The organism is Methylocella tundrae (assembly GCF_901905185.1).
GTDB classification, from domain to species: Bacteria; Pseudomonadota; Alphaproteobacteria; order Rhizobiales; family Beijerinckiaceae; genus Methylocapsa; species Methylocapsa tundrae.
In genome coordinates this window covers 1-846 of the sequence record NZ_CABFMQ020000130.1, presented here as the reverse complement: position 1 = coordinate 846, position 846 = coordinate 1, and the positions used below count along the sequence as shown (strand labels likewise).

At 59.2% G+C, this 846-nt stretch carries 1 protein-coding gene; it reads right to left on the bottom strand.

The genetic code is table 11. The features are described 5' to 3' along the window. Positions 1-769, bottom strand: a protein-coding gene (locus MPC4_RS18165; RefSeq protein WP_425312500.1) for an IS5 family transposase whose coding sequence is annotated in 2 segments (ribosomal slippage) — positions 1-452 and positions 455-769 — 767 coding nt annotated over the 2 segments. Because the reading frame shifts where the segments join, the coding sequence is not laid out codon by codon here. This gene is flagged as partial in the annotation. Positions 770-846 lie beyond the last annotated feature (77 nt).

The window sequence follows — 846 nt, the reverse complement described above, 5'->3', positions numbered from 1 at the left end:
TAGGTCATCGACTCATTATGGCGCAACCAGATGCGTATTGAGGCGAGCTTGACTCCGGCGAGGAAATTGTCGGCTCGTTTGTCGTAGCGCGTGGCGACGCCGCGGTAGTGCTTGATCTTGTTGAAGAAACGCTCGACGAGGTTCCTGTAGCGATAAAGGTAAGAGCTGAACGCCGGAACGTTCTTGCGGTTTGGCATGGGCTTGATGTTGGCCCATGCGCCGCGAGCGTCGAGGCTCTGGCGCAGCGCGTCGCTGTCATAGGCGCGGTCGGCCAGAAGAATTTGCCCGTCGGCCAAAGCCTCCAGCATGTCGGCTGCGCTGCGCCCGTCATGCGCCTGACCTTCGGTCAGCTTCAGGTCGATTGGCAGACCTTCCGCGTCGACAAGCGCGTGAATTTTCGTTGTCAGGCCGCCCCGCGAGCGACCCATGCAATGGGATCCGTCGACTTTTTTTGGGTATTGGCGGCGTGCTGATGGACGCGGATCGAGGATGAGTCGATCATTTGGATATCGCCGTCATAAGCCTTTGACACGCCTTTGAGAATGCGGTCCCAGACACCAGCCTTGCGCCACCGGTTGAAGCGGTTGACGCAGGTTGTGTGCGGACCGTAGCGCCGCGGAATGTCCGCCCACGGCGCGCCAGTCCGCAAGCGCCAGAAGATACCGTTCAAGACGCGACGATCATCGACGCGCGGAACACCCCGCGGCTTGTTCGGCAACAACGGCTCAATCACCGACCATTCGAAATCCGTCAAATCAAACCGCGCCATCTCAGCCTCCATGATCCGAAGGTTGAATCACGCCACAGCCGATTCGGGAATCCCGATAATGGGTCTATGACCTAGTC